Annotated in this window: 21 protein-coding genes; 9 read left to right on the top strand and 12 right to left on the bottom strand. The window is 72.3% G+C overall.

The window, feature by feature from the left end:
• Nucleotides 1–23: 23 nt before the first annotated feature.
• Complete coding sequence (locus ABZ470_RS31385) at nucleotides 24–1,424, bottom strand: FAD-binding oxidoreductase (RefSeq protein ID WP_362915938.1); 1,401 nt, start codon at nucleotides 1,422–1,424, stop codon at nucleotides 24–26.
• Nucleotides 1,425–1,590: 166 nt separating this feature from the next.
• On the opposite strand from ABZ470_RS31385, the gene ABZ470_RS31380 reads away from it, so the two are divergent.
• Complete coding sequence (locus tag ABZ470_RS31380; protein WP_362915936.1) at nucleotides 1,591–2,625, top strand: GNAT family N-acetyltransferase; 1,035 nt, start codon at nucleotides 1,591–1,593, stop codon at nucleotides 2,623–2,625.
• A gap of 57 nt (nucleotides 2,626–2,682) precedes the next feature.
• Here the strand turns inward: ABZ470_RS31380 and pgl are convergent, their stop codons facing one another.
• From pgl to tkt, 6 genes are all read right to left on the bottom strand, one after another.
• Nucleotides 2,683–3,456: a 6-phosphogluconolactonase gene (gene pgl, locus ABZ470_RS31375; protein ID WP_352013190.1), complete on the bottom strand. Its 774-nt coding sequence runs from the start codon at nucleotides 3,454–3,456 to the stop codon at nucleotides 2,683–2,685.
• Nucleotides 3,457–3,565: 109 nt separating this feature from the next.
• A complete protein-coding gene (locus ABZ470_RS31370; protein ID WP_362915934.1) occupies nucleotides 3,566–4,477 on the bottom strand; it encodes a glucose-6-phosphate dehydrogenase assembly protein OpcA in 912 nt (303 codons plus the stop codon).
• Nucleotides 4,478–6,145, bottom strand: a complete 1,668-nt coding sequence (gene zwf / locus ABZ470_RS31365) for a glucose-6-phosphate dehydrogenase (RefSeq protein ID WP_352013188.1) — start codon at nucleotides 6,143–6,145, stop codon at nucleotides 4,478–4,480.
• Nucleotides 6,146–7,774, bottom strand: a complete 1,629-nt coding sequence (locus ABZ470_RS31360; protein WP_362777322.1) for a glucose-6-phosphate isomerase — start codon at nucleotides 7,772–7,774, stop codon at nucleotides 6,146–6,148. It lies immediately after the preceding gene.
• Nucleotides 7,775–7,779: 5 nt separating this feature from the next.
• A complete protein-coding gene (tal, locus tag ABZ470_RS31355; protein ID WP_352013186.1) occupies nucleotides 7,780–8,883 on the bottom strand; it encodes a transaldolase in 1,104 nt (367 codons plus the stop codon).
• 2 nt (nucleotides 8,884–8,885) lie between these two features.
• On the bottom strand, nucleotides 8,886–10,919 hold the full coding sequence (gene tkt / locus ABZ470_RS31350) for a transketolase (RefSeq protein ID WP_362915980.1): 2,034 nt from the start codon (nucleotides 10,917–10,919) through the stop codon (nucleotides 8,886–8,888).
• A 384-nt stretch (nucleotides 10,920–11,303) separates the two neighbouring features.
• Here tkt and ABZ470_RS31345 point away from each other — a divergent pair, with 384 nt between their 5' ends.
• Both ABZ470_RS31345 and ABZ470_RS31340 read left to right on the top strand, forming a co-directional pair.
• Complete coding sequence (locus tag ABZ470_RS31345; RefSeq protein WP_352013184.1) at nucleotides 11,304–12,257, top strand: heme o synthase; 954 nt, start codon at nucleotides 11,304–11,306, stop codon at nucleotides 12,255–12,257.
• Between the two features lie 126 nt (nucleotides 12,258–12,383).
• Complete coding sequence (locus ABZ470_RS31340; RefSeq protein ID WP_362915932.1) at nucleotides 12,384–13,610, top strand: PrsW family intramembrane metalloprotease; 1,227 nt, start codon at nucleotides 12,384–12,386, stop codon at nucleotides 13,608–13,610.
• Here the strand turns inward: ABZ470_RS31340 and ABZ470_RS31335 are convergent.
• Both ABZ470_RS31335 and ABZ470_RS31330 read right to left on the bottom strand, forming a co-directional pair.
• Entirely contained in the window at nucleotides 13,592–14,305 is a 714-nt protein-coding gene (locus tag ABZ470_RS31335) for an ElyC/SanA/YdcF family protein (RefSeq protein ID WP_362915930.1), read from the bottom strand. The genes ABZ470_RS31340 and ABZ470_RS31335 overlap by 19 nt on opposite strands.
• 49 nt (nucleotides 14,306–14,354) lie before the next feature.
• Complete coding sequence (locus ABZ470_RS31330) at nucleotides 14,355–15,323, bottom strand: COX15/CtaA family protein (RefSeq protein ID WP_362915928.1); 969 nt, start codon at nucleotides 15,321–15,323, stop codon at nucleotides 14,355–14,357.
• A gap of 182 nt (nucleotides 15,324–15,505) precedes the next feature.
• Here ABZ470_RS31330 and ABZ470_RS31325 point away from each other — a divergent pair, with 182 nt between their 5' ends.
• From ABZ470_RS31325 to ABZ470_RS31300, 6 genes are all read left to right on the top strand, one after another.
• Nucleotides 15,506–16,666, top strand: a complete 1,161-nt coding sequence (locus ABZ470_RS31325; RefSeq protein ID WP_362915926.1) for an FAD-binding oxidoreductase — start codon at nucleotides 15,506–15,508, stop codon at nucleotides 16,664–16,666.
• On the top strand, nucleotides 16,663–16,971 hold the full coding sequence (locus tag ABZ470_RS31320; protein WP_362915924.1) for a (2Fe-2S)-binding protein: 309 nt from the start codon (nucleotides 16,663–16,665) through the stop codon (nucleotides 16,969–16,971). The genes ABZ470_RS31325 and ABZ470_RS31320 overlap by 4 nt, the downstream gene beginning before the upstream one ends.
• Nucleotides 16,968–18,335, top strand: a complete 1,368-nt coding sequence (locus ABZ470_RS31315) for an FAD/NAD(P)-binding oxidoreductase (protein WP_362915922.1) — start codon at nucleotides 16,968–16,970, stop codon at nucleotides 18,333–18,335. The genes ABZ470_RS31320 and ABZ470_RS31315 overlap by 4 nt, the downstream gene beginning before the upstream one ends.
• A gap of 8 nt (nucleotides 18,336–18,343) precedes the next feature.
• On the top strand, nucleotides 18,344–19,279 hold the full coding sequence (locus ABZ470_RS31310) for a dihydrodipicolinate synthase family protein (protein WP_362915920.1): 936 nt from the start codon (nucleotides 18,344–18,346) through the stop codon (nucleotides 19,277–19,279).
• Complete coding sequence (locus tag ABZ470_RS31305; protein WP_362915918.1) at nucleotides 19,276–20,277, top strand: proline racemase family protein; 1,002 nt, start codon at nucleotides 19,276–19,278, stop codon at nucleotides 20,275–20,277. The genes ABZ470_RS31310 and ABZ470_RS31305 overlap by 4 nt, the downstream gene beginning before the upstream one ends.
• A 370-nt stretch (nucleotides 20,278–20,647) precedes the next feature.
• Nucleotides 20,648–21,331 (top strand): GntR family transcriptional regulator, encoded by a 684-nt coding sequence (locus tag ABZ470_RS31300; protein WP_362915916.1) that lies wholly within the window; start codon nucleotides 20,648–20,650, stop codon nucleotides 21,329–21,331.
• Between the two features lie 5 nt (nucleotides 21,332–21,336).
• On the opposite strand, the gene ABZ470_RS31295 is transcribed toward ABZ470_RS31300, so the two are convergent.
• The 3 genes from ABZ470_RS31295 to ABZ470_RS31285 all read right to left on the bottom strand — a co-directional run bounded on the left by ABZ470_RS31295 (nucleotide 21,337) and on the right by ABZ470_RS31285 (nucleotide 24,041).
• The gene (locus ABZ470_RS31295; protein ID WP_352013174.1) at nucleotides 21,337–22,266 is read right to left on the bottom strand and encodes an EamA family transporter; all 930 of its coding nucleotides are present in this window, start codon (nucleotides 22,264–22,266) and stop codon (nucleotides 21,337–21,339) included.
• Between the two features lie 55 nt (nucleotides 22,267–22,321).
• On the bottom strand, nucleotides 22,322–23,038 hold the full coding sequence (locus tag ABZ470_RS31290) for an ABC transporter permease (protein ID WP_362915978.1): 717 nt from the start codon (nucleotides 23,036–23,038) through the stop codon (nucleotides 22,322–22,324).
• Between the two features lie 94 nt (nucleotides 23,039–23,132).
• The gene (locus ABZ470_RS31285) at nucleotides 23,133–24,041 is read right to left on the bottom strand and encodes an ABC transporter ATP-binding protein (protein WP_352013173.1); all 909 of its coding nucleotides are present in this window, start codon (nucleotides 24,039–24,041) and stop codon (nucleotides 23,133–23,135) included.
• Nucleotides 24,042–24,187: the final 146 nt, after the last annotated feature.

The raw sequence follows: 24,187 nt of genomic DNA, 5'->3' as shown, positions 1-24,187 counted from the left end.
CTGTGTGCGGTGACGGTCGTGGCTCAGCGTCCGGTGATGGAGTCGGCGACCCGTGCCAGGACGGAGGTACGGCCCAGCCCGGCCCGCTCCCTGGCGTCCGCCCTGCGGTACAGGTCGTACATGGCGTGTACCCCGATCCAGCGCAGCGGCTCGACCTCCCAGCCTCGCACCCTGCGGCCGACCCAGGGCAGCGAGGCCAGCTCGGTGTCCCGGCGCAGGATCAGGTCCCGCAGTGTACGGCCCGCCAGGTTGGTCGTGGTCACCCCGTGCCCGGTGTAGCCGCCCGCCCAGCCGATGCCGGTGGCGTGGTCGACGTGCACGCTCGCGCACCAGTCGCGGGGCACGCCGAGCACGCCGGACCAGGCGTGGGCCACCCTGGAGGCGCGCACGGCGGGGAACATGCCGGTCAGCAGCTCCCACAGCGCCTCGATCGTCCAGCTGTGCGTGTGCCCCCTGTCGTCGACGCGCGAGCCGTACAGGTAGGGCTTGCCGCGCCCGCCGAAGGCGATCCTGCCGTCCGCGGTGCGCTGGGCGTACATGTAGTAGTGCGCCATGTCGCCGAGCAGCTCGCAGCCCTCCCAGCCGATCTCGTCCCACAGCTCGCCGAGCGGTTCGGTGACGATCATGGAGCTGTTCATCGGCAGCCAGGCCCGGTGGTACTGCCGGAGTTCCGCGGTGAACCCCTCGGTCGCCCTGATGACGTAGTCGGCGCGGACGGTGCCGTACGGCGTGCGGGCCCGCCCCGGCGTGATCTCGATGACGGGGGTGCGTTCGACGATCTCCACCCCGAGGTCCCGTACGGCCCGCGCCAGGCCACGGGCGAGCTTGGCCGGCTGGATGCGGGCGCAGTGCGGGCTCCAGATCGCGCTGACCGCCCCCTCGACGCGAAGGCGGGCCTCCCGTTCGGCCGGGTCGAGCAGCCTGACGTCCTCCTCCGTCCAGCCCCAGTGCCGTTCGTGCGCGAGCAGCTCACGCAGCCGCCGGTCCTGGGCGGCGTTGGTCGCCACCGTGGTCACGCCGCCCTTGACGATGTCGGCGTCGACGCCCTCCTCCCCGGCGACGGTCACGACCTCGTCGACCGCCTCGAACATCACCCGCTGCAGCCGTCTGGCCGCCTCGACGCCGTGTGTCCTGGCGTAGCGTTCCGGCGTTCCGGCCAGCTCGCCGACGAGCCAGCCGCCGTTGCGTCCCGAGGCGCCGTATCCGGCGAACTCCTTCTCCAGTACGACGACCCGCAGTTCCGGTCGCGCCTTCTTCAGGTAATACGCCGTCCACAGACCGGTGTAGCCCGCGCCGACGATCGCCACGTCGGCGTCGCGGTCGCCGCCGAGGGGGGCGCCCGCCTCGGGAAGGCCGAGGGAGCGGTACCAGAAGGAGACGTCTCCGTTGACGAAGTCATCGGAGAACGGAACACGCGTGCTCATGGCCATACATACTGCTATATCCGTCAATTAGTACGAACCTTCCAACGGAAACCGTTGTATAAACGCATCATGGGTGATATTTCATGACGTAACTGGGGTCTCACTCCCGTGTAGCGCTCCCGTAACGGAGACGCGGCAGGCTGTGCCTGACAGAGGGAGTGATCCGATGGGGTTTCTGAGGATTCGTACCACGGTTGACGAGCGTCCCGGGCGGCTGTCCTCGCTGGCCGCCGCACTGGCGGACAAGGGTGGCAACATCCTGGGCCTGAGCGTCCAGTCCGACACCGAGGGCACCGTGGACGAGTTCCTCGCCGACATCCCCTCGGGACCCGAGACGGTGCGCCGGGTGCTTGAGGAGGCGGGCGGCCGCCAGGTCCAGGTCGTCACCGCGACCGCCCACGAGCTGACCGACGAGCCGACCCGCGCCCTGCTGCTCGCCGCCGGGCTGCGCGCGGAGCCCTGGCGCCTCCCCGAACTGCTGGCCGAGCTGCTGCGCGCCGAGGACGCCCGCTGGGTCGACGGCACGGAGAGGGGCGACCTTCCCGACCCGACGCTGCTGACCGTCCCGGTGACCCCGCGCCGCTCCGTGCGGCTGCGCAGGGCCGGGCTGCCCTTCACCCTGACGGAGGCCGCCAGGGCCGCCTCCTTCGTACGGCTGGCCCAGCCGACCCTGCGGCAGCGGCCCGGCGCCGAACGGGTCGTCACGCTGTCCGACGGCACCCAGGCGCGGGTCCGCCCGCTCACCGAGCTCTACCGCGAGGCGGTCCGCGACCTGCACGACCGCTGCTCGCCGGAGTCCCGCCGCTTCCGCTACCTCACCCCGGAGCCCGTGCTGCCGCCCCAGGCCTTCGACCGGCTCTGTGACCGCTCCCGGGGCCGGTCGCTGGTGGCCGGGCACGACGGGCAGGTCATCGCCGTGGCCACCCTCGCGCTCACCCCCGGACCGGGGACCGCAAGGATGGCCCTGCTGGTCGAGGACCGCTGGCAGGGCATGGGACTGGGCGCCGCGCTGGCCAGGATGATCCTCACCGCCGCCCGCGATCTGGGACTCGCCGAGGTCAGGGCCGCGATGCTCACGGACAACGCGCGAATGCTCGCCCTGCTGGCCTCGCTGGGAGCGGCGGTCACCCCGACCGACGACCCCGGCGTGGTCGAGGCCAGGCTCGCGGTCGGCACACTGGCCGGGGCGTTCCCGGGGTGAGTCTCCAGCCGGGTGCGCGACCTGTCCGCTGACCCGCCGTCATACGACGGGGACGGGTCAGGGGGAGGAGATCCGGCCGAGGGAGGCGGGGATCTTGGCGGCCGCGGCCCTGTCCAGCAGGAACAGCGTCCGCTGCCTGCCGCGGGCGCCCGCCGCGGGAATCTGCACCGGCCCCGTGTCGGACAGCGCCAGCCGTACGGCGGAGGCCTTCTCCGCACCGGCGGCGACCACCCACACCTCACGCGCCGCCTGGATGACCGGCAGCGTCAGTGAGATCCGGGTGGGCGGCGGCTTCGGCGAACCGTGCACCGCGACCACGGGACGGGTCTCGTAGAGCGCGGGCATGCCGGGGAACAGCGAGGCGACATGGCCGTCCGGGCCCATGCCCAGCAGAAGGATGTCGAACGACGGCGCGGGCCCGTGATCCTCGGGGAGCGCGGCGCGGTGCAGCTTCTCGGCGTAGGCGTCGGCGGACTCCTCGGCCGTCATCCCGGAGTCGGGTCCGCGCATCACGTGGACACGGGCGGGGTCGAGGTCGACCTGGTCGAGCAGGGCGGCACGGGCGCCGGTCTCGTTGCGCTCGGGGTCGCCGGACGGCAGGAAACGCTCGTCACCCCACCAGATGTCCAGGTGCCGCCAGTCGATCGCGTCACGGGCGGGGCTGGCCGCGATCTCGGCCAGGGTCGCGATGCCGACGGTGCCGCCGGTCAGCACCAGGGAGGCCGAGCCCCGGCTCGACTGGACGTCGACGAGGCCGGTGATCACCCGGGCGGCGACCGCCTTGGCGAGCATGTCGGCGTCACGATGAATGATCACAGTGGGAACGCTCACGGGACTTCTCTCTCAAGAACTCTCGGCGGGTGCCACAGCCGGGCCTTCGGTACGGGAGCCCCGCCGTGAGGGCGTCCCGCGGCGGACCGCGGGACGCCTCACCCGGATTTCAGGACTTGCGGCCGCGGGCGATCCGCCGGATCGCGGCCTCGTAGATCTCGTCCGGGTCGAGACGGCGCATCTCCTCGGCGAGCAGTTCCGCGGTCGGCCGTCTGGTCAGCGCGACCTGCCGGTCGGGCCTGCCGGGACGTGACAACGTGGCCAGCCGCCCGTCGCCACGGGTGATGGAGATGTCGCCGTTGGTGGTGGTCAGCCTGACCGCGGTCAGGCCCGGCCCCTCCGAGTCGACGACCTTGACCGGGACGCCGAGGCGCTCGCTCAGCCACGCCGCCAGCAGCAGCGCGCTCGCGTGCCCCGGCACGGCCTCGACGACCCCCTTCTTGACCTTGCCGACCGGCTGGTCGAACACGGCGGCCAGCAGGCTCCGCCACGTCGTCAGCCGGGTCCAGGCCAGGTCGGTGTCGCCGGGCACGTACCCCTTCGACCGGCCCGTGATCGCCTCGACCGAGTCGGCGGCCGACCTGGCGTCGACGATGCGGCGCTGCGCGAGCAGGCCGATCGGGTCCTTCGCCGGGATGGCGGGGCAGGAGCCCGGCCACCAGACGACCACCGGGGTGTCGGTCAGCAGCAGCGGGCCGACCACCGATTCGGCGTGCTCGGTGAGCTCGCCGTACAGGCGCAGCAGGATCACCTCGCCCGGGGTCGTCTCGCCGACCCGGATCTCGGCGTCGAGACGGTTGGGCTCCCTCTGGTCACGGGGGATGACGACCAGTATCCGGGAGGGGTGCTCCCTGGCCGCCTCGGTCGCCGCCCTGACCGCGTCGTACTGGTTGCCCTCGTCGCACACCACCACCAGCGTCAGCACCATGCCGACCGCGGGGGTGCCCATCTGGTGCCGCAGCTGGGTGAGCTGGGAGGAGATCTTCGACGCCGTCGTGCCGGTGAGCATGAAGCTCGTCATCTACAACCTCCTCCACTCGCGTCCGTCGCGGGCCATCATCTCGTCGGCCGAGGTGGGGCCCCAGGTGCCGGAGGGATACTCCTCCGGCGGGCCCTGGGTGGCCCAGAAGTCCTCGATCGGGTCGAGGATCTTCCACGACAGCTCGACCTCCCGCTGGTGCGGGAAGAGCGGCGGATCACCGATCAGCACGTCCAGCAGCAGCCGCTCGTAGGCCTCGGGGGAGGACTCCATGAACGACTCGCCGTAGGCGAAGTCCATCGAGACGTCCCTGACCTCCATCGCGGTCCCCGGCACCTTCGAACCGAAGCGCACCGTGATGCCCTCGTCCGGCTGGACCCGGATGACCAGGGCGTTCTGCCCCAGGATCTCGGTGTCGTCCTTGCTGAACGGCAGGTGCGGCGCACGCTGGAAGATCACCGCGACCTCGGTCACCCTGCGGCTGAGGCGCTTGCCGGTGCGCAGGTAGAACGGCACCCCGGCCCAGCGGCGGTTGGCGATCTCCAGCTTGACCGCGGCGTAGGTCTCGGTGATGGAGTCCGGCGGGATGCCGTCCTCCTGGGTGTAGCCCGCCACCGGCTCCCCGCCCTGCCAGCCGGGCCCGTAACGACCCCTGGCGGTGGACAGCTCCAGGTCCGGCGGGAGCTGCACCGCCTTGAGGACCTTCTCCTTCTCCCTGCGCAGCGAGTCGGCCCCGAACGACGTCGGGTCCTCCATCGCCACCAGCGCGAGCAGCTGCAGCAGGTGGTTCTGGATGACGTCACGGGCCGCGCCGATGCCGTCGTAGTATCCGGCCCTGCCGCCGATGCCGATGTCCTCGGCCATCGTGATCTGGACGTGGTCGACGTAACCCCGGTTCCAGATCGGCTCGAACAGGTTGTTGGCGAAGCGCAGCGCCAGGATGTTCTGGACGGTCTCCTTGCCCAGGTAGTGGTCGATGCGGAACACCGAGCTCTCCGGGAAGACGGCGCTGGTGATCGCGTTGAGCTCCTGGGCGCTCCGCAGGTCGTGCCCGAAGGGCTTCTCGATCACCACGCGGCGCCAGGAGCCCTCCGGGGCGTTGGCCAGCCCCGTGCGCTTGAGCTGCTGGACCACCACCGGGAAGAACTTCGGCGGAACCGACAGGTAGAACCCGTAGTTGCCGCCCGTCCCCCTGGTCTGGTCGATCTCCTTGAGCATCATGGCCAGCGCGTCGAAGGCCCCGTCGTCGGTGAACTCCCCGGGGCAGAAGAAGATGCCCTCGGAGAGCTGCTTCCAGACCTCCTCGCGGAAGGGCGTGCGCGCGTGCTCCTTGACGGCGTCATGGGTGAGCTGCGCGAAGTCCTGGTCCTGCCAGTCGCGGCGGGCGAAACCGACCAGGGAGAAACCGGGGGGCAGCAGCCCCCGGTTCGCCAGGTCGTAGATCGCCGGCAGCAGCTTCTTGCGCGCCAGGTCGCCCGTCACGCCGAACAGGACCAGCACGCACGGGCCCGCGACCCGGGGCAGCCGCTTGTCGCGGGGGTCGCGCAGCGGATTGGACTCGATCAGGGCCTCGGTGGTGCTGACGGTCGCCGCCGCGGACGTCTCGGCCGCGGACCGCTCGCCCCCCACGGGGTCGGCGTGCGCGTCCTCGCCGCGCACGTCCTCCGGCTCCGCCTCTGCCGGGCGGGCTCCGGACTGCTTGTCACTCATTCAGGCCTCCCGCGCAGCCTCAAGGAGGCGTGCGACACCGGCGGTGCGGTCGGTCAGGTGGAGTCGTACCGCGGGCCGTCCCCGCCCGGCCAGCGCGTCCTGGTCTCCCAGAGCCTGCGCCAGCTGCAGCCTGCCCAGCGTGTACGGCTTGCCGGGCACCTCGACGTCCTCCTCGACGGCCCCGGTGATCTGCAGGAACACACCGTTCTGCGGGCCGCCCTTGTGGTACTGGCCGGTCGAGTGCAGGAAACGGGGGCCCCACCCGAAGGTGACCGGCCGCTCGGTGCGCACCGCCAGGCGGCCGCGCAGCGTCGCCGGGTCGGCGGCGCTCCAGGCGTCGGTCATCTCCTCGAAGGAGGCGTCCTCGGCGTGCGGGGCGTCGAAGGCCGCCTCCCTGTCGAGGTAGGCCATGATCGCCAGATAGCCGTCCTCGGGGACGGCCTCCAGCAGGCGGGTGAGCACCTCGGGCAGGTCCTTGGGGACCTCGCCGCCGGGCAGCTCGCCGTACACCTCGACCGGGCCGTCGACCAGGATCGGCGTGCCCGTGGGCAGCTCCTCCCGGTCGAGCAGCCTGCCGGTGTTCTCCTTCGACTCGGCCACGTTCGGCTGGTTGAAGGGGTCGATGCCCAGCAGGCGGCCCGCGACGGCCGTGGCGTACTCCCACACCAGGAACTGGGCTCCCAGCGGGCCGCCGACCGTGACCACCCCGTCGGAGTCGATCCCGGCGACCAGCTCGTCCGGAGCCTCACCGGGGTCGGCGCCGACGACCGGCAGGATGCCCCTGCCGGACTTGCCGGTCGACTCGGCGATCAGCTGCTCGATCCAGTCGGGCAGGCCGTTGATCTCGGACAGGCCGTCCTCAAGCACGAGCTTGTCGCGCCCGGCGAGCGCGGCGGCGCCGAGGGCGGCGCCCAGCTCCAGGCCGGGGTTGCCCTCGGACCGCGCGAGCAGCGGCCGCACCTCGGCGGCCTCGTCGAGCAGCCGCTCGACGTCGGCGCCGGCCAGTGCGCTGGGCACCAGGCCGAAGGCCGTCAGGGCGCTGTAGCGGCCACCGACGTTCGGGTCGGCCAGGACGACCGGGTAACCGGCCTCGACGGCGATCCGCTCAAGCGGTGAGCCGGGGTCGGTGACCACGACGATCCGCTCGGCCGGGTCGATGCCCGCCTCACGGAAGGCCTTCTCGTAGATGCGCCGGTGGCTGTCGGTCTCGACGGTGCCACCGCTCTTGCTGGCGACGACCAGGACCGTGCGGTCGAGCCTGTCGCGCAGCGCGCGCAGCACCTGGCCGGGGTCGGTCGTGTCGAGCACGGTCAGCGGCACGTCGGCGGTCGTGGTGATGACCTCGGGGGCCAGTGAGGAGCCGCCCATGCCGGCCAGGACCACGTGGTCGAGGCCCCGCTCGCGGGCCCGCTCGACCAGCTCGCCGATCTGCGGCAGCAGCTGCCTGCTGCTCAGCGGAAGGTCGAGCCAGCCGAGACGGATCGCGGCCTCGGCCGCGGCGTCCGGGCCCCACAGGGCGGGGTCTCCGTTGGAGAGGGCCTCGGGAACGCCCTCTGAGGCGAGCCGGGCGGCCGCCTCGGCGGCCTGCTCGGCGAGCTTCTCCTCGGCGAACGTCACGGAAACCGACATGTGTTTCACGCCTTCCGGAGTTCGGCGGCGACGGTGGCCAGCAGTTCGTTCCAGGAGGCCTCGAACTTCTCGACGCCCTCCTCCTCCAGCACCCGCACGACGTCGTCGTAGTCGATGCCGGCCTCCTTGAGGGCGGCCATGGTGTTCCAGGCGTCCTCGTAGTGGGGGCGAACGGTGTCGCCGGTGACGCGGCCGTGGTCGGCGACGGCGTTGAGGGTCTTCTCCGGCATGGTGTTGACCGTGTTCCGGGTGACCAGCTCGTCGACGTAGAGGGTGTCGGGGTAGCTGGGGTCCTTGGTGCCGGTCGAGGCCCACAGCGGGCGCTGCGGGCGGGCCCCCGCGGCGCTCAGCGCCTGCCAGCGCGGAGAGTTGACCACGTCCTCGTAGGCGGCGTGGGCCAGGCGGGCGTTGGCGACCGCGGCCTTGCCCTTGAGGGCCCCGGCCTCGGGGGTGCCGACCTTGTCCAGGCGCTTGTCGATCTCGGTGTCGACCCGGCTGACGAAGAAGGAGGCGACCGACTCGATGCCCGCCAGGTTCAGGCCGTTGGCCTTGGCCCGTTCGAGGCCGGTCAGCCAGGCGTCCAGGACCGCGCGGTAGCGTTCGAGGGAGAAGATCAGCGTGACGTTGACGCTGATGCCCTCCGAGATCGCCTGCGTGATCGCGGGCAGGCCCTCGGCCGTCGCGGGGATCTTGATGAACAGGTTGGGACGGTCCACCATCCACCACAGCGCCCGCGCCTCGGCGACGGTCTCGTCCGTCTTCCTGGCCAGGCGGGGGTCGACCTCGATGGAGACCCTGCCGTCGACGCCGCCGGTGGCGTCGTAGACGGGCCTGAGCACGTCGGCGGCCCAGCGGATGTCGTAGGTGGTGATGGCGCGCACCGCCTCCTCGACCTCCACCCTCCGCACGGCGAGGTCGTGCAGCTGGGTGTCGTAGGCGTCGCCCTTGCTCAGCGCCGAGGCGAAGATCGTCGGGTTGGAGGTGACGCCGACCACGTGCTTGTCGCGGATCAGCGCCTCCAGGTTGCCGGTGCGCAGGCGCTCCCGGCTGATGTCGTCAAGCCAGATGGAGACGCCCTGGTCGGATAGGCTCTTGAGAATCTCACTCATGATCAATTTCCCGTCGTCTCGCCCTTGTCGGCCCCGGTCCTGGCGAGGCTTGCCTTGGCTGCGGCGGCCACGCGCTCGGCGGTGAGACCGAACTGCTCGTAAAGGGTCCTGTAGGGAGCCGAGGCTCCGAAGTGCTCCAGGCTGACCACTTCCCCCTCATCTCCCACGAACTCCCGCCAGCCCAGCCCGATTCCCGCCTCGACGGCGACCCTCGCGCGGACCGCCGGCGGCAGCACCGTCTGCCGGTAGGCGGCGTCCTGGGCGTTGAACCACTCGACGCACGGCATCGAGACGACCCGGGCGGAGATGCCCTGGGCCTCAAGGAGCTCACGGGCCCCGACGGCCAGTTCGACCTCCGAGCCGGTGCCGATCAGGATGACGTCGGGCTGCCCGTCGGAGGCGTCCTGGAGCACGTAGGCGCCCTTGGCGACCTTCTCCGCGTCGGCGGTGCCCTCGTAGACCGGCAGGTTCTGCCGGGTCAGCGCCAGCGCGGCCGGGCGGTCGGTGTGCTCGATCACGGTCCGCCAGGCGGCGACGGTCTCGTTGGCGTCGGCGGGCCGCACCACGTCGAGGCCGGGAATGGCGCGCAGCGACCACAGGTGCTCGATCGGCTGGTGGGTCGGGCCGTCCTCGCCGAGGCCGATGGAGTCGTGCGTCCACACGTAGACGACCGGCAGCTGCATCAGCGCAGCCAGCCGTACGGCGGGGCGCATGTAGTCGCTGAAGACCAGGAACGTGCCACCGTAGGGCCGGGTGCCGCCGTGCAGCGCGATGCCGTTGAGGATGGCCCCCATGCCGTGCTCGCGGATGCCGAAGTGCAGCGTCCTGCCGTAGCGGTTCCCGGGGAACTCCTTGGTCTGGTACTCGTCGGGGATGAAGGACGGCTCGCCCTTCATCGTGGTGTTGTTCGACTCGGCGAGGTCGGCCGAGCCGCCCCACAGCTCGGGCAGCACCCGTGCCAGGCTGCCCAGCACCTCGCCGGAGGCCTTGCGGGTCGCCACGGAGGCGCCGGGCTCGAAGGCCGGCAGCGCCTCGGTCCAGCCGGCGGGCAGCAGCCTGGCGGAGATGCGGTCGAACTCCGCGGCCCGCTCGGGGTTGGCCTCCCGCCAGGCGATGTAGCCCTTTTCCCACTCGGCGTGGGCGGCGCGGCCTCGCGCGACCACCTCGCGGGCGTGCTCCAGCACCTCGCCGGGAACGTCGAAGCTCTTGGCCGGGTCGAGCCCCAGGATCTCCTTGGTGGCGGCGACCTCGTCGGCGCCCAGGGCCGAGCCGTGGACCTTGCCGGTGTTCTGCTTGTTGGGGGCGGGCCAGCCGATGACGGTGCGCAGCCTGATGAAGGAGGGCTTCCCGGTCTCGGCGCGGGCGGCCTCAAGGGCCTGGTACAGCTCCGCGACGTTCTCCGAGTAGGTGTCGCCCGCCGTCCAGTCGACGGTCTGGACGTGCCAGCCGTACGCCTCGTAGCGCTTGACGATGTCCTCGCTCAGCGCGATCTGGGTGTCGTCCTCGATGGAGATGTGGTTGCTGTCGAAGACGACGACCAGGTTGCCGAGCTTCTGGTGACCGGCCAGGGCGCTGACCTCGTGGCTGATGCCCTCCTCGATGTCGCCCTCGGAGGCGATGCACCAGATGGTGTGGTCGAAGGGGCTGGTGCCCTCGGCGGCGGCCGGGTCGAACAGGCCGCGCTCACGGCGGGCGGCCATGGCCATGCCGACGGCGTTGCCGATGCCCTGGCCCAGCGGGCCCGTGGTCGTCTCGACGCCGACGGTGTGGCCGTGCTCGGGGTGCCCCGGGGTGAGGCTGCCCCACTGGCGGAGGCTCTTCAGGTCGTCGAGGGACAGTCCGTAGCCGGACAGGAAGAGCTGGATGTAGAGGGTCAGGCTTGAGTGCCCGGCGGAGAGCACGAAACGGTCCCGGCCCACCCACGTGGGATCGGAGGGGTCATGGCGCATCAACCGCTGGAAAAGCAGGTAGGCGGCGGGCGCCAGGCTCATCGCGGTGCCCGGGTGACCGGATCCCGCCTTCTCTACCGCGTCCATCGCCAGGGCCCGTACGACGTCGACCGCCCGGCGGTCAAGGTCGCTCCATTCAAGGGCTGGCACGAGTTCGCTGCTCAACTGCTCGATCTCCGGATCTATTCGTGTGATGGTGGCGCCGGTTTGGCTTTTCCCGCCCACACCGGACCCTAACGGTTCGGCATCGCTACCGTTGCGTAGGCTGAGCCGGGGCGAGTCCGCAGGAGCTTCAACAGATGTGGACACAGCCCCCCAAGGCATCACATCGTGCCGCTTCCCCACCCCATGCCGGAACCGGCCACCCCAACAACTACAGTTGATTGCTCAGGCTGGCTGGTGCCCGCATCCACGGATTCGCTCTCAATCAGAGGTTACGCGTTGACCCCGCACGTGCTGGAAGCGCCGTAAATGGTGCTGACCGACAAGCAATCGACGACCCCGCCCGCGACGGAGGCGGCCGCGTCCGACGCGCCGCGCTCGTTCGGCGACGTCGTGAAGGCCTATGTCGCCCTCACCAAGCCGCGGATCATCGAGCTGCTGCTGATCACGACGCTGCCGGTGATGTTCCTGGCGGCCAAGGGCCTGCCCCCGCTGTGGATCGCCGTCTGCACGCTGGTCTTCGGCACCCTTTCCGCGGGCAGCGCCAACGCGCTGAACTGCTACATCGACCGCGACATCGACGCGGCGATGCGCCGCACCCGGCGCCGCCCGCTGGCCCGTGACCAGGTGCCGCCGACGAACGCGCTGATCTTCGGCGTCGTCCTCGGCGTGCTGTCGACTCTTGGCCTGGGTTTGACGGTGAATTGGCTCGCCGCGCTGCTCTCGCTGGCGGCCAACCTCTTCTACGTGCTCGTCTACTCGATGATCCTCAAGCGCAGGACCCCGCAGAACGTGGTGTGGGGCGGCATCGCGGGCTGCATGCCGGTGCTGATCGGCTGGGCGGGCGTCACCGGGAGCCTCTCCTGGGCCCCCGTCGTGCTCTTCGGCGTGGTGTTCTTCTGGACGCCGCCGCACACCTGGACCCTGGCCATGCGCTACAAGGAGGACTACGCCGCGGCGAAGGTCCCCATGCTTCCCGTGGTCGCCACCGAGCGCCGGGTGGTGCTGGAGAGCCTGGCCTACACCTGGGCCACGGTGCTGTGCTCGCTGCTGCTGTGGCCGATCGCGGGGACGACGCTCCTGTACCCCGTCGTGGCCACCGTCCTCGGCGCGGCCTGCCTGTGGGAGGTCTACCGCCTCCTCGGCCGGGTCAACGCGGGCAAGACCGGTGTGGACCTGCGGCCGATGCGCTTCTTCCACTGGTCGAACGCCTATCTGGCGTTGCTCTTCCTCGCGGTCGCCGTCGACTCCCTGCTCGTCTGAGCCCGCCCGTTCCGAGGGGTCCCACCGTTTCGTGCCGCCCTGTCCGGCAATACCTCTTCGTGGCCGGTTACGGACCACCATGAGGCGAGAGGGGACACGTCGTGGCTGATCGGTTACGGTTGCCGCATGGCGAGCCGTGATCCCCGCTGGGTCTTGAGGGACCGCCCGTCCGTCGCGCTGATCGCGGGGCTCGTCGTGGCCGGTCTGTGCGCGCTGGCCTCCTTCTCCTTCGACCTGCTCAACGGAGATCCGGTCTACTTCTTCATCGCCCTGGCCCTGGCGCTCGCGCCGGTCCCCGTGCTGCTGGCGGCGGTGCTGGCGCTGGACCGGATGGAGCCCGAGCCCCGCAGCAACCTGATCTTCGCCTTCGCCTGGGGCGCCGGGGTCGCGGTCCTGGTGGCCGGTGTGGTCAACTCCCTCGGCCTGATCTACATCGAGAGCACCGTCCAGCTCGGCTACGACAGCGCGCGCAACATCGCCGCCACCTTCGGCGCCCCGGTGGTCGAGGAGACGATGAAGGGCCTGGTCCTGCTGGGCCTGCTCAGGTTCAGGCGGGCCGAGCTCGACGGGCCGACCGACGGCGTCATCTACGCCAGCATGGTCGGCCTCGGCTTCGCGATGAGCGAGAACGTCAGCTACTACGTGGCCGCCCTGCACGAGATGGGGGCCAGGGGGCTGGCCGTGACGGTCGTGCTGCGGGGCATCCTGTCGCCGTTCGCCCACCCGCTGTTCACCTCGATGATCGGTGTCGCGGTCGCCTACGCCGCCCAGCGCCGGGGGCCGGGACGCACCTGGGTGGTCGCGGCGGGCTGGGCCGGCGCCATGCTGCTGCACGGCATCTGGAACGGCCTGGCCTCCTACGTGGGCGTGGGCGGCCTGGCCGCCGCCTACCTGCTGCTGCTGGTCGTGCTGGTGGTGCTGATCTGGATCGTCTTCAGGGACCGCAAGCGGATCGTCGGGCTGATCACCACCTACCTGCCCGCCTACGGGGCGACGGGCCTGGTCGGGCCGTATGACGTGGTCATGCTCTCCTCACTGCCCGGGCGCCGCAACGCCAGGCAGTGGGCGAAGGAGAACGGTGGCGGCGCGGGGCTGCGGGCGATGCGCGACTACCAGCTCGCCGCCACCGAGCTGGGCCTGCTGCACGAGCGGGCCAGACGACACGTGATCGACGAGCACACGTTCAACGAGGAGCAGCAGGCCCTGCTGCAGTGCATGGCCGACGCCCGCTCGGCGTTCCCGCCGCCGAGCGCCCCCGGCGGTGCCGGGCCGTACGGCGCGCAGGCGCAGCCCTGGGGGCCCACGCCGTACTCACCGCACCCCCGGCAGGCCCCCTACCCGCGTCCCGACTGAGCCGCCGTGTGGAGCGCGGTGTCCAGGGTGGTCTCGCGCGGCCCCGGGAAGACGGGGGAGGAGCGCAGCACGACCGCGTCCAGGAAGCCCTTCGCGGCGGCGCCGAACTCGCGGACGGCGCCGGCGTAGGTGGTCGCGGCCCATCGGGTGGCCGAGTCGTCGCCGACGCCGAACGTCTCCAGGCCCGCGGCGCGGCACAGCGTCACGGCCCTGGGCAGGTGGAAGAGCTGCGTCACCACGGTGACCTTCGTCGCCCCGAACACCTGGCGAGCCCGTACACACGAGTCCCAGGTGTCGAAGCCCGCGTAGTCGAGCACGAGGGCGCGTGGGGGGACGCCGCGGGCGATCAGGTAGTCGCGCATGGCGGTCGGCTCGTCGTAGTCCTTCCTGCTGTTGTCGCCGGACAGCAGCAGGGTCCGCACCCTGCCCGACCGGTACAGCTCGGCGGAGACGTCCAGCCGCCTGGCCAGCATCGGGGAGGGACGGCCACCGGGGGCGGCGGCGCCGAGGACCAGCGCCGTGGGGGCCGGGGGGACGCCCGTGGTCCAGGTGGGGGAGGAGTCGGCGACCGCTGTGTGCCCGGAGCTGGACAGCCGGGCCCAGGTCGGCGGGGCGAGCGCCAGCACGCTCAGCAGGACGAGCCCCTGGTAGAGGCGTCGCATGGTGGGGCGTGACAGTGCCAATAAGCCGGTCATACGGCCATTTTTGCCGATATTTCCGGGCTATTTGCGATCTTTGGGTGGATCAGGAGGACGCGAGGCGCTCGGCCCCGAGCGGCCCCCGCGAACGCAGCGTGAACCCCACCCGCAGCGCGTAGATCCACACCAGCGTCGAGCCGAAGACGTGCAGGCCGACCAGGAAGGCGGGCAGGGCCAGGAAGTACTGGACGTACCCGATGACGCCCTGGGCCAGCTCCACGCCCAGCAGCGTCAGCGCCGCGCGCCGGGCCGCGGCGGGCGCCCCGGTGACGTACAGCGCGAACAGCAGGGCGAAGGTGAGCCCGACCACGACGTAGACCACGTCGGCGTGGATCCTGGCCACGGTCTCGATGTCGAAGGCGAAGCGGGAGGCGGCCTCGTCCCCCGAGTGCGGCCCGGTGCCGGTCACCACGACACCCGCGACGAGCAGGACGGCCACCGCGGGCACGAGCGCGAGACCGAGCGTGCGGATGGCCGGATGGACCAGCGGTTCGGGCGCCGCGTCTCCCTCCTGGGCGCGGGCGAGGAAGACGACGGCGGCGGCGAGCATGCCGATGGAGAGCAGGAAGTGCACGCTCACGGTCACCGGGTTGAGCATGGTGCGCACGACCAGGCCGCCCCACAGCGCCTGCGCGGCCACCCCGGCCGGCTGGATCCAGGCCAGCGTCGTCAGGTCGCGGCGCCGGGGACGCAGCCGCGCGGCCGAGACCAGGCAGGCCAGCCCCACGATCAGGACCACGAAGCTCAGCAGCCGGTTGCCGAACTCCACGGCCATGTTGATCGGGGAGATGTCGGCGTGGGCGACCGGGATGAAGCTGTCGGCGGTGCACCGGGGCCAGGTGGGGCAGCCGAGGCCGGAGCCGGTGACCCGTACGACGGCGCCGGTCACCACGATGCCCACGTTGACGACGACGGTCGCCAGTGCCCAACGGCGCAGGATCGCGGGCGTGGGGGACAACACCCCGGGCAGGAAGCCAAGGGCACGTGGACGTGCCTGGTCGAGGAGGTGGTTCACGGCTCACATGCTAGGTGGCGTGGGCGGTGGTCCCGCCGCTGCCCCACGCGCTCGGGCCGGGACACGGCAGGGCGGGTGGACCGCGCGGCGGAGATCGGCTGAACTGGAGGGTGGCGGCCGATTGATCCCCCGAAAAGCATGTGACATGTTACTGGTGGGCCGATCCGGGAACGAGGTGGATCATGCCGGACGTCGTGGTGATCGGCGCGGGAGCCGTCGGGGCCGCCTGCGCCTACTACGCGGCGCGCGCGGGCCTGGACACCCTCGTCGTCGACCGGGGATCGGTCGCGGCGGGCACCACGGGGGCCGGAGAGGGAAACGTCCTCGTCTCGGACAAGGCGCCGGGACCCGAGCTCGCCCTGGCCCTGCTCTCCCGCGACCTCTGGCTCGGCCTGGCCGCCGAAGGCGGTGGCGGGGGGTTCGAGTACGAGCCGAAGGGCGGCCTGGTGGTCGCCAGGACCTCCCGGGAGCTCACCGCCCTCACCGCCCTGGCCACGGCGCAGGCGGGGCAGGGAGCCGAGCACGTCGTCGTCCCCCCGGACGCGCTCGGAGACCACGAACCCCACCTGGCGGACGGCATGGCCGGAGGCGTGCTCTACCCGCAGGACGCCCAGGTCCAGCCCGCGCTGGCGGCGGCCGGGCTGATCCGGCGCGGCGCCGAACGCTTCGGCGGGGGCACCCTGATGCTGCGTACCGGCGTCACCGTCACCGGCCTGCTGCGCGCCGGGAGCCGGGTCACCGGCGTCGCGACCGACCACGGCGACATTCTCGCCGGAGCCGTCGTCAACGCCGCGGGCACCTGGAGCGGTGAGATCGCCGCCATGGCGGGCACCGGCCTGCCGATCCTGCCCAGGAGGGGGTTCGTGCTGGTCACGGAGCCGATCCCGGAGCCGCTGATCAGGCACAAGGTCTACACCGCCGCCTACGTCACCGACGTGGCCAGCGACTCGGAGGACCTGGAGACCTCGGCCGTCGTCGAGGCGACCCCCTCGGGGCCCGTGCTCGTCGGCGCAAGCCGGGAACGCGTCGGCTTCGACCGCACGACCTCGATCCCGGTGCTGGAACGCCTGGCTTGCCAGGCCGTCGAGTTGTTCCCCGTGCTGGCCGGGCGCAGGGTGATCCGGGCCTACTGCGGCTTCCGCCCCTACAGCCCCGACCACCTGCCCGTGATCGGGGAGGACCCCGCGGCTCCGGGACTGCACCACGCCTGCGGCCACGAGGGCGCAGGCATCGGCCTGGCCCCCGCGACCGGTCACCTGCTCGCCCAGACCCTGGCCGGCGTCACCCCCGACCTGGATCTGAGCCCCTTCCGGCCAGGACGCTTCGAGGAGGCACGCCGATGAGACCCGAGGACCGCGGACGGCCGTACGACCTGGTGCGGGCCCGTCCCGAGGCGGAGTTCGAGATCAGCGTGGACGGCGTTCCCGTCCCCGTCGTCCCCGGGCAGACCGTCGGCGCGGCCCTGCACGGCGCGGGCGTGCGCTCCTGGCGGCTCACCCGCCGGGAGGGCAGGCCACGCGGGCTGTTCTGCGGCATCGGCGTCTGCTTCGACTGCCTGGTCACGGTCAACGGCGTCCCGTCCCTGCGGGCCTGCCTGACCGAGGCGCGGCCCGGCGACCGGATCACCACCGGGGAGGGCGACCGGTGAGCGGCGGATACGACCTCGCCGTCGTCGGAGCGGGCCCGGCCGGGGTCGCCGGTGCGCTCAGCGCCTGCCTGGCCGGGCTGGACGTCGTGCTGATCGACGGCGCCCCGCGTCCCGGCGGCCAGTACTTCCGCCATCTGCCCGAGGGGTTCCACGCCACCCGTCAGGAGACGCTTCACCACGGGCTCGGCAGGTTCGCCAGGCAGTGGGAGACGCTCACCTCCCGCGCGGCCGTACTGCTCGGGCACCGCGTCTGGGCGGTTGAGGACACCGGCGACGGGTTCGCCGTGCGCTGCCTCGAAGGCGACCGTGAGGAACGGCCCCGCACGGTCACCGCCAGGAGGCTGCTGTTGGCCACCGGCGCCCACGACAGGCCGCTGCCCTTCCCCGGCTGGGACCTGCCCGGCGTGCTCACGGCGGGCGGGGCGCAGGCCCTGCTCAAAGGCGACCTCGTCGTCGCGGGGGACAGGGTCGTGGTCGCCGGGACCGGGCCGTTCCTGCTGCCGGTGGCCGCCGGCCTGGCCAGGGCGGGAGCGGACGTGCGCGGCGTCTACGAGGCCAACGGCCGCCTCGGCCTCGCCAGGCACCCGCTGCTCGCCGCGGGCAGGGCCGCCGAGGCCCTCGGGTACGGCGTGAGCCTGGCCGGGCACCGCGTTCCCTACCTCGGCCGTCACGCGGTGATCGAGGCGCACGGCCGCGACGCCCTGACCCACGTCACGGTGGCGAGACTGGACGCACGCTGGCGCCCCCTGGCCACCAGAACCGTCGAGTGCGACACCCTGGCCTGCGGATACGGCTTCGTCCCCCAGATCGAGCTGCCCGTCCAGCTCGGTTGCCTGACCCGCCAGGAGGCCGACGGCACCCCCGTCGTGGCGGTCGACGCGGGCATGCGCACGAGCGTGTCCGGCGTCTACGCGGCCGGGGAGACGACCGGGGTGGGCGGGGCGTTGCTCGCCGAGGCCGAGGGGCGGGTGGCGGGCCGGGCGGCCGCCGCGGACCTGGGCCGCCGTGTCCCGCCGCTGCCCGCCCTCTCCCGACGCGTGGCCCGCCTGTCCGCCTTCGCCCGCGCGCTGGCCCGGGCCTACCCCGTACGGCCCGGCTGGCAGGGCTGGCTGCGCGAGGACACCCTGATCTGCCGGTGCGAGGAGGTGCCCCTCTCCGCCGTGCGCGAGGCGCGTTCCCTGGGCGCCCGCGACGCCCGCGCCGTGAAACTCCTGGCCCGGCCCGGCATGGGCTGGTGCCAGGGCCGGATGTGCGGACACGCCGTCGCCGCCCTCGCCGGCGACGGCCCCGAGCCGCCCCGGCGCCCGATCGCCCAGCCGGTACGGCTCGGCGACCTGGCGAACCCTCCCCCCGAGACCCCCTGAGGAGTCTGATGACGACGGACCGGGACAGGCCCTGGCACGGCGTGACGGTGGCCACCGCGCTTCCCCTGACGGACGACCTTTCCATCGATCTGGACGGCTACGCCGCTCACTGCCGGGGGCTGCTCGACGGAGGTTGCGACGGTGTGGTGCCGAACGGCTCACTGGGCGAGTACCAGACGCTGACCCCGCAGGAACGGGCCCGGGTGGTCGAGACGGCGGTCGCGGCCGTCGGCGGAGACCGGGTCATGCCGGGAGTGGCCGCCTACGGGGCGACCGAGGCGCGCCGCTGGGCCGAGCAGGCACGCGAGGCCGGATGCGGCGCGGTGATGCTGCTGCCGCCGACCGCCTACCGGGCCGACGAACGGGCCGTGGTCGAGCACTACCGCGAGGTCGCCGCGGCGGGCCTGCCCGTCGTGGCCTACAACAACCCCCACGACACCAGGGTGGACCTCACCCCGGACCTGCTGGCCAGGCTGTACGGCGAGGGCCTGATCGTCGCGGTCAAGGAGTTCAGCGGCGACGTCCGCAGGGCCTACCGGATCGCCGAACTCGCCCCCGGCCTCGACCTGCTCGCGGGCGCCGACGATGTGATGCTCGAACTGGCCGTCGCGGGCGCGGTGGGCTGGGTCGCCGGATTCCCCAACGCGCTTCCCGGCCCCTGCGCCGCCCTGTACCGGGCGGCCGTCGCGGGAGACCTGGTCACGGCGCTGCCGCTGTACCGCGCTCTGCACCCGCTGCTCCGCTGGGACTCGGCGACCGTGTTCGTCCAGGCCGTCAAGCTGTCCATGGACCTGGCCGGGCTGCGGGGCGGGCCGTGCCGTCCGCCGAGGCTGCCGCTGTCGCCGGAGCAGGAGACCGCCGTGCGCGAGGCGACGCTGCGGGCCCTTACGGTCACGGGGGCCCTTACGGTTACGGGGGAGGGAACCGAGAAGGAGGGCCGATGAGGACGAGACGGGTCTTTCACGCGGTCGACTCCCACACCGAGGGCATGCCGACCCGCGTGATCACCGGGGGAGTCGGCGTCGTTCCCGGCGCGACCATGGCCGAGCGCCGCCTGCGCTTCATGGCGGAGATGGACCACGTCAGGACCCTGCTCATGTACGAGCCACGCGGCCACTCGGCGATGAGCGGGGCGATCCTGCAGCCGCCGGCCCGTCCCGACGCCGACTTCGGGGTCCTCTACATCGAGGTCTCCGGCTGCCTGCCCATGTGCGGGCACGGCACCATCGGCGTGGCGACCGTCCTGGTCGAGACCGGGATGGTCGAGGTCACCGAACCGGTGACGGTCGTGCGCCTGGACACCCCCGCCGGGCTGGTCGTCGCCGAGGTGCGGGTCGAGGACGGCGCGGCGACCTCGGTGACCATCACCAACGTGCCCTCCTTCGTGGTCGGCCTCGACCGTACGGTCCGGGTCGACGGGCTGGGCGAGGTCGTCTACGACCTGGCCTACGGCGGCAACCACTACGCGATCCTGCCGATCGAGTCCGTCGGCCTGCCGTTCGAACGTTCGCACGGGCGGCGCATCCTCGACGCGGGCCTGGCGATCATGGAGGCGATCAACGAACAGGACGAGCCGGCGCACCCCCTCGACCCCGCGATCAGAGGCTGCCACCACGTGCAGTTCACCGCCCCCGGCTCGGACGCCCGCCACTCGCGGCACGCGATGGCCATCCACCCCGGCTGGTTCGACCGCTCGCCGTGCGGCACGGGCACCAGCGCCAGGATGGCCCAGCTGCACGCCAGGGGTGAGCTCGCCCCCGGCGCCGACTTCGTGAACGAGTCGTTCATCGGCACCCGCTTCGTCGGCAGGATCGCCGGGGAGACGAGCGTCGCCGGGCTGCCCGCGGTGATCCCGGCCATCACCGGCAGGGCGTGGATCACCGGGACCGCGCAGTACTTCCTCGACCCCCGCGACCCCTTCCCCGAGGGGTTCCTGCTGTGAACCCGGGGACGTCCCGGCGAGCACGCCGTACGCCCCCGGGATTCCCCTCCACGGGAGTAGGCTGACCCGCGACGGCCTACCGTGGTCACGGCCGCCCCCTCCCGAGCTGTCCGCCGGGTACGGCGGCGCGCACCGGGCGTCGGAAGCCGTCGGAGCCCGCGGAGTTGTCCCCCGAGTGCGGAGGATCGGCCCATCCCCTCTGCGGAGCGCTATGATCACCACCGGTCATCCGGCCGGGAACCCGGGAACCTGTCGCCGGTGCCTCACGGCACGGGACCCGGGCGTTCGAGAAAGTGGGCACGGAGCGGGGAGGCCTCGACGGCGTCCGCCGCCTGCAAGAGTCGACGAGTGCGAGACGAGAGGCACGGGAATGGCTCCTTCGGCGCAGGACCGGCTCGACCTGCCGGCCGTGGGCGAGCGGCAGAGCCTGCGCGAGCAGGTGGCCCACGCGTTACGGGCCGCTCTGATCACCGGTGAGATGCGGCCCGGCGTCGTCTACTCGGCGCCGGTGCTGGCCGCCCAGTTCGGGGTCTCCGCGACCCCGGTGCGCGAGGCGATGCTCGACCTGGCCAAGGAGGGCCTGGTCGAGGCGGTGCGCAACAAGGGCTTCCGGGTCACCGAGCTGTCGGAACGCGACCTGGACGAGATCACCGAGATCCGCAAACTCATCGAGGTGCCCACGGTCGCGAGGCTGGCCGACACGGGCCTGGCCGAGAGCTTCGAGGCGCTGCGGCCCGTGGCCCAGGAGATCGTCGACGCGGCCGAGCGTGGTGACCTGCTCGCCTACGTGGACGCCGACGTCCGTTTCCACGTGGACCTGCTGGCACTCGCGGGCAACACCCACCTCGTGGACGTGGTGCGCGACCTGCGTAAGCGCGCCCGCCTCTACGGCCTGTCCGCCCTGTCGGCCCGGGGCGCGCTGGTCGGTTCCGCCCGTGAGCACCTCCAGCTCCTGGACCTGCTCGCGGCCGGCGACAGCCAGGGCTCGGAACGGCTGATGGACGAGCACATCCGGCACGTCAGGGGCATCTGGGCCAAACCCGGGCCCGAATAGACGGCTCAGCCCGGCGTTCCCCTGGAGGTCCGGGTGGCGCCGACACTGGCGATGACCACGCAGCCGATGGCCGCCCACTCACGCGCCTGGAGCACCTCACCGAGCACCAGCAGCCCGACCAGCGCGGCGACCGCGGGCTCCAGGCTCATCAGGATGCCGAAGACCCGCTTCGGCATCCTGCGCAGCGCCTCCATCTCGATCGAGTACGGGATCACCGAGGACAGCAGGCCGACCCCGAGCCCGATCAGCAGTATCTCGGGACGCAGCAGGTCGGCGCCCCCCGCCGCGATCCCCGCGGGGGCGGCCAGCAGAACCGAGACGATCATCGCGAAGGACAGTCCGGTCGCGCCGGGGAAACGACGTCCCGCGGCGGCGGCCAGCAGGATGTAGCCCGCCCAGCAGACCGCCGCGATCAGGGCGAACCCGATGCCCGCCCAGCCGATGCGCGAGCCGGAGGTCCCCCACGGCGCCAGCAGCACCACGCCGGAGCCCGCCAGGACGACCCACAGCAGGTCGAGACGGCGGCGAGAGGCGGCCACCGCGACCCCGAGCGGGCCGAGGAACTCGATCGCGACCGCGATGCCCATGGGCAGTTCGGCGAGCGCCTGGTAGAACGACAGGTTCATCACGCCCAGCGTCACGCCGAAGCCGATCCCGATCCCGAGGTCGGAGCGGCTGAGCCCCCGCAGCCTGGGCCGCGCGACCAGGCCGATGATCAGCGCGCCCGTCGCGATCCGCAGGAAGACCACCGCGCTCGGCGGGAGCTGGGCGAACAGGTTCTTGGCGAAACCCGCTCCCACCTGGACGGACAGGATCGCCAGCAGCACCAGCCCGGACGGCGGGATGGCGTCGGAGGCGGACCGCAGCAGCATCCCCGGCCTGGGCATGCCGGACTTGTACGGCTCGGCGGGCCCCTGCAGGGCTTCGGCGGTCATGGAACTCCTCGTGTCACGAACCACATAGGCGTTCACACCTTACCTATCCGGTGGGTCACTCCCAGCGGAATGTCCGGGATGCGAGACCGAGGGTCAGCGCGGCCCACGCGGCCAGGACGAGCACCGCTCCCAGCGGCAGCCCGGCGCCCGAGGTGAGGACCGAGCGGAGCCCGCCGGTCAGCGCGCTGATCGGCAGCAGCCGCAGCGCGGGCTCGACCGAGTCGGGGAAGACCGACAGCGGGAAGACGACCCCGCCGCAGCCGAGCAGGACCAGGTAGACCAGATTGGCCCCGGCGAGCGTCGCCTCGGCGCGCAGCGTGCCCGCCATCAGCAGCCCGAGCCCGCTGAAGGCCGCGGTGCCCAGCAGGAGCAGCAGCAGCGCGGCGAACGGGGAACCCGTGGGACGCCAGCCGAGGGCGAGGGCCACCAGGCACAGGACCACGATCTGGAGGGCCTCGACGGCGACGACGGAGAGCGTCTTGGCCAGCATCAGGCCGGTCCGCGACAGCGGGGTGGCGCCCAGCCGCTTCAGCACGCCGTACCTGCGCTCGAAGCCGGTCGCGATGGCCTGCCCGGTGAAGGCCGTCGACATCACCGCCAGCGCGAGCACCCCGGGGGTGACGAAGTCGACCCGGGAGCCGCCGCCGACGTTCACCAGCGGGGCGGCGGAGAAGCCGACGAGCAGCAGCACCGGGATGACCAGCGTCAGCAGGAGCTGCTCCCCGTTGCGGAGCGTGGCTCTGATCTCCGCCCCGGTCTGCGCGAGCACCATCCGGCTCAGCGGCGCGGCGCCGGGGGCGGGGGTGAGGTCCAGGGTGGTCACTGCGTTCTCCTGCGGGTCCGACACGGGCCGTGCTCGGGAGGGGTCACCGCAGCTCACGTCCCGTCAGTTCGAGAAAGACGTCCTCCAGGGTGCGGCGCTCGATGCTCAGATCGTCCGCGGTGACCCCCTCCGCGGCGCACCAGGTCGTCACGGTCGCCAGCAGCTCGGGCACGACCTGCCCCTCGATGATGTAGTGCCCGGAGGGCGACTCCTTGGCCGCGCTGCCCGCGGGCAGCGCGGTGAGCAGCTCGTCCAGGGCGAGGCCGGGGCGGGCGCGGAAGCGCAGCTGCCGTTCGGCACCGGTGAGCGAGGCGGGGGTGCCGTCGGCCACGACCCGGCCGCGGTCGATGATCACGACCCGGTCGGAGAGCTTCTCCGCCTCGTCCATGTGGTGGGTGGTGAGCACCACGGAGACCCCGGCGGCGCGCAGGTCGCCGACCAGCTCCCAGCAGGCGTGCCGCGCCTGCGGGTCGAGGCCCGCGGTCGGCTCGTCGAGGAAGACCAGCTCGGGGCGGCCGATCACGGCCGCGGCCAGCGAGACGCGCTGCTGCTGGCCGCCCGACATCCTGCGGTACGGCGTGCGGACGTGTTCGGACAGGCCGAGCCGCTCCAGCAGCGCCGGGGGATCCAGCGGACGGGCGTGGAAACGGGACATCAGGCGCAGCCACTCACCGCAGCGCGCCGCCGGGGGCACCCCTCCGGCCTGCGGCATCACCCCGACCCTGGCGCGCAGCTCCGGCCTGGACGGGTCGAGCCCGAGCACCCGGACCGTGCCGCCGTCGGCCCTGCGGAACCCCTCGCAGATCTCGATGGTCGAGGTCTTGCCCGCGCCGTTCGGGCCGAGGATCGCGGTCACCGCGCCACGGTCCGCGCTCAGCGTGAGACCGTCGATCGCGGTCGCGCGGCCGTATCTCTTGACCAGATCGCTGATCTCGACGGCTGGGGATTCCATGGGCACGAGTTTAGGGACTCACCGGGGCGGTCACGCTGGCGGACCTGAGCCGGGGAACACGGCGGCGCCCGCGGGGGCGTCACGGCCACGCCCGGCCGGAGATCCGGGGAGGATCGCGCCGAAGCTCCGGCCCCGTGACCTCGTGC

The organism is Streptosporangium sp. NPDC020072, from assembly GCF_040631445.1.
Classification (GTDB): domain Bacteria; phylum Actinomycetota; class Actinomycetes; order Streptosporangiales; family Streptosporangiaceae; genus Streptosporangium.
The sequence above is the reverse complement of the archived record's forward strand: the minus strand, read 5'-3'. Positions and strand labels throughout refer to the sequence as shown.